At 73.2% G+C, this 3,581-nt stretch carries 4 protein-coding genes; 2 read left to right on the top strand and 2 right to left on the bottom strand.

Going from position 1 to position 3,581, the window contains the following annotated elements:
* Positions 1–1,055, bottom strand: a 1,055-nt coding sequence (locus VGE38_RS16665; RefSeq protein WP_331143680.1) for an ArsA family ATPase, incomplete at its 3' end; no start/stop codon positions are given.
* 34 nt (positions 1,056–1,089) lie between these two features.
* Positions 1,090–2,142, bottom strand: coding sequence for an ATPase BagA (gene bagA / locus VGE38_RS16660; protein WP_331143679.1), 1,053 nt, complete (start codon positions 2,140–2,142; stop codon positions 1,090–1,092).
* A 54-nt stretch (positions 2,143–2,196) separates the two neighbouring features.
* On the opposite strand from bagA, the gene VGE38_RS16655 reads away from it, so the two are divergent.
* A complete protein-coding gene (locus VGE38_RS16655) occupies positions 2,197–2,868 on the top strand; it encodes a VOC family protein (protein WP_331143678.1) in 672 nt (223 codons plus the stop codon).
* Positions 2,868–3,455 (top strand): YdeI/OmpD-associated family protein, encoded by a 588-nt coding sequence (locus tag VGE38_RS16650; protein ID WP_331143677.1) that lies wholly within the window; start codon positions 2,868–2,870, stop codon positions 3,453–3,455. Before VGE38_RS16655 ends, VGE38_RS16650 begins: the two co-directional genes overlap by 1 nt.
* Positions 3,456–3,581: the final 126 nt, after the last annotated feature.

The following is a 3,581-nucleotide window of genomic DNA, read 5'->3' as shown; positions in this document are numbered from 1 at the left end:
GGCCCCCGCGCCGGCGCGAGCATCAGCCGGATGAAGCGGCCGTCGAGGAAGCTGGAGAGCCGCTCCGCGGCCGCGAGGGCGGCCGACGGCGTGAGGCGCGCGCCGCTCCCGCCCGGCCCGGTCGGGGCCGTCGGGACCGTGGCCGCGCGGTTCACGACGAGGCCGGCGAGCGGCATGCGGTCGCCGCTGAGCCGCTCGACGAAGTACGCCGCCTCGCGCAGCGCGTCCGGCTCGGGCGCGGCGACCACCAGGAACGCCGTACCGCGGGCCTGCAGCAAGGCGTAGGTCTGCTGCGCCCGCTGCCGGAAGCCACCGAAGACGGTGTCGAGCGCGGCGACGAAGGTCTGCAGGTCGGACAGCACCTGGCCGCCGAGGATCTTGGTGAGCGCGCCGGTGATGAGACCGAAACCGGCGCTCATCAGCTTCGCCGGCCCCCGCGCCGGCGCGAGCATCAGCCGGATGAAGCGGCCGTCGAGGAAGCTGGAGAGCCGCTCCGGGGCGTCGAGGAAGTCCAGCGCCGAGCGCGACGGCGGGGTGTCGACGACGATGAGGTCGTAGCTGCCGTCGCGCCGGGCGTCGCGGTGCAGCTGGCCGAGCTTCTCCATCGCCATGTACTCCTGCGTGCCCGCGAACGAGCTCGACAGCGCGATGTAGAACGGGTTCTCCAGGATCTGCCGCGCCTTCTCGGGGCTGGCCTGGGCGAGCACCACCTCGTCGAAGGTGCGCTTCATGTCGAGCATCATCGCGTCGAGCGATCCGGCCCCGTCGACGCCGTGGACCGGCCGCGGCGTGTTGTCGAGCGCCTCGATGCCCATCGACTGGGCCAGCCGGCGGGCAGGGTCGATGGTCAGCACCACGACCTTCCGGCCCCGCTCGGCGGCGCGCAGGGCGAGGGCCGCGGACGTGGTCGTCTTGCCGACGCCGCCCGAGCCGCAGCACACGATGATCGAGGTCGAGCGGTCGTCCAGCAACCGGTCGATGTCGAGCTCGGGAGCCGCGGCGGGGGTGGCGGCGAGCGGTCCGACCCGGGGATGGGCGTGGCCGGTCGGCGTCATCGGCACCTCCAGGAGTGGTGGGGCGGGCTGATCGTCATGCCAGGCCCTGCTCCTTGAGCAGGGCGGCGAGCTCGTAGAGCCCGCCGAGGTCGATGCCTCCGGCCAACCGGGGCAGCTCGTACGTCGGCACCGGCCCAGCAGGTGTCCGCAGCCGGGCGACGACGTCCCGCTGGCTGTCCTCGAGTGCTCGGCGGGCGGCATGCTCGCCGGCCTCGACGATGAGCTCCTCGAGGAGCGGCGCCACCGTGGCGCCGTCGGCGACACCGGCGCGGGTCAGGTCGTCGTGGATCGCGGTCCGGTCCAGCTGGCCGGCGCGGACGGCGGCGAGCTCCGGCTCGGTGAGGTCGCCGGGGCGCACCATGTTGACGATCACGCCGCCGACGGGGAGCCGCGCCGAGCCCAGGTCCTCGACGCCGTCGGCGGTCTCCTGCACCGGCATCTCCTCGAGCACGGTGGTCAGGTGGACGGCGGTCCGGGGGCTGCGGAAGAGCGTCATCATGGTGTCGGCCTGGCTCTTGATCGGGCCTACCTTCGCCAGACCGGCGACCTGCTCGCTCACGTTGAGGAACTGGGTGATGCGACCGGTCGGCGGCGCGTCGAGTACGACGGCGTCGTACTGCCGCGCGCCCTTGTTGCGGGCGTTGCGCTGGACCGCCTCGAACACCTTGCCGGTGAGCAGCACGTCGCGCACACCCGGGGCGATCGTGGTCGCGAACTCGATGACCCCGAAGCGGTCCAGCGCCTTCCCGGCGCGGCCGAGCTTGTAGTACATCGAGAGGTACTCCAGCAGCGCGGCCTCGGCGTCCACGTGGAGGGCGTAGACGTTGCCCGGCGACGCCCCGTCGCTGGTCAGGCCGGTGGCGATGCGGGTCTCGGCGTACGGCAGCGGATCGACGTCGAACATGCGGGCGATGCCCTGCCGGCCCTCGACCTCGCACAGGAGCACGTTCTTCCCGTGGCTGGCCAGGCCCAGCGCGAGGGCGGCGGCCACCGTCGACTTCCCGGTGCCGCCCTTGCCCGTCACCACGTGCAGGCGCACGCGGGACCAGTCCGGCTGCGATGCAGGATCAGCCGCAGGATCAGTCATGGATGAGGACTGTAGCCACTCGCCGTGACCGCCCGCGCTGTCTAGGGTCGAGTCATGACCGCGGCGAGCTTCCGGCAGCTGTGCCTCGACGCCAACGACGTCGAGGCGATGGGACGGTTCTGGGGTGCGGCGCTCGGGCTGCAGTCCGAGCGCCGCGACGAGGAGGTGCTGTTGCGCGGCCCGACCCCGCAGCACAGCGTCTGGGTCGAGCCCGTCCCCGAGCCGGTGACCGTCAAGCAGCGGGTCCACCTCGACGTCAACGCACGCGGCGTCGACGACGTGCTCGCGCTGGGCGCGACGCCGGTCGACCTGGACTCCTTCAAGTGGCGGGTCCTGAAGGATCCCGAGGGCGGCGAGCTGTGCGTCTTCGAGCGTGAGGAGGTGGGCGACTACCGGCTCTACGAGGTGGTCGTCGACAGCGTGGACCCGGTCCGCATCGCCATCTGGTGGGGTGACGTGCTGGGCGGCACCGTGCAGCACGAGGACGAGTGGTCGTGGGTCGAGGGCGTCGCCGGCATGCCGTTCGACGCGCTGGTGTTCGGGTGGGTGCCGGAGCCCAAGACGGTCAAGAACCGCATCCACTGGGACGTCACCACGCCCGATCTGGGCCTGCTGACCGGCGCCGGCGCCACCGTGCTGCGCGAGCCGGACGACAGCATCGATTGGACGGTGTTGGCCGACCCGGAGGGCAACGAGTTCTGCGCAGTGGTCGAGGAGGGCGTGTGATGGCGACCCAGCCGTCCGGCGAGGAGCTGCTGCTGCCCGACGCGGCTGCGTGGCGCGCGTGGCTCGAGGAGCACCACGCCGACACGCCGGCGGTGTGGCTCGTGCTCACCAAGAAGGGCGGCACCGTCACGTCGCTCACCTACGCCCAGGCGCTCGACGAGGCGCTGTGCTTCGGATGGATCGACGGGCAGCTCCGGCGCCGCGACGACGAGTCGACCTTCCAGCGCTGGACGCCGCGGGGTCCGCGCAGCCGCTGGTCGGCGCGCAACGTCGGCCACGTCGAGCGGCTGATGGCCGAGGACCGGATGGCCCCCGCGGGACTGGCGGCCGTGGCGGCGGCGCAGGCCGACGGACGCTGGGAGGCGGCGTACGACGGCCCGGCCGGCGCCCAGCTCCCGGAGGTGCTCCGCGCCGCCATCGCGGCGGTGCCGGCCGCGCAGGCGACCTTCGATCGGCTCACCTCGCAGAACCGGTTCGCGCTCTACCACCGCTTCACCGCCCTCAAGACCGAGGCCGGGCGAGCCCGCAAGATCGAGGAGTTCGTCGCCATGCTGGCCCGCGGGGAGACCTTCTACCCGCAGCGGTGACGTCAGCGGGAGCGCAGCCACTCCCGCGCGCTGCGAAGCGGGCCAGCGACCGCCTGCCAGGCCCGCCGGGCGGGGCCGGCGACCGCACGCTCCCAGCCGGCGCGGACGGCGCGGACGGCGCGCACG

Source organism: Nocardioides sp. (genome assembly GCF_036405735.1).
Classification (GTDB): Bacteria; Actinomycetota; Actinomycetes; order Propionibacteriales; family Nocardioidaceae; genus Nocardioides.
This window is presented reverse-complemented; position numbering and strand designations above follow the sequence as displayed.

Coding starts and splice junctions, on each gene's coding strand:
- bagA (WP_331143679.1), bottom strand. CDS start 2,142: ATGACTGATCCTGCGGCTGATCCTGCATCGCAGCCGGACTGGTCCCGC.
- VGE38_RS16655 (WP_331143678.1), top strand. CDS start 2,197: ATGACCGCGGCGAGCTTCCGGCAGCTGTGCCTCGACGCCAACGACGTC.
- VGE38_RS16650 (WP_331143677.1), top strand. CDS start 2,868: ATGGCGACCCAGCCGTCCGGCGAGGAGCTGCTGCTGCCCGACGCGGCT.